We start from the raw sequence: 277 nt of genomic DNA on the forward strand, positions 1-277 counted from the left end.
GAGGCAAGAGCATTGAGCGGCACGACAGCAGCCGACAGATAGAGGAGCGGCTTCAGTACGGGGTGATCGAAAAAACGTGCGAACCATGGCGCAATCAAAAACATTATGGCCGCGATAAAAAGCGACACGATAATCGTGTACCAGAATATCGCCGTTTTCTCTTCAGCTGATTCAACCGAACGCTGGACGATTACCGTCGAAAACCCCCGATCGACAAGAATTTGTGATAACGCCACAAAGAACATGACAAGGGCAAAGATGCCAAAGTCAGTCGGGG

The 277-nt window shown here is 50.2% G+C and carries 1 protein-coding gene; it reads right to left on the reverse strand.

Annotated features, from left to right (window positions below):
• Window positions 1-277, reverse strand: a 277-nt coding sequence (locus AC0L2K_RS35195; protein ID WP_473533684.1) for an oligosaccharide flippase family protein, incomplete at both ends; no start/stop codon positions are given.

It is taken from the genome of Mesorhizobium sp. WSM4817, from assembly GCF_055811135.1.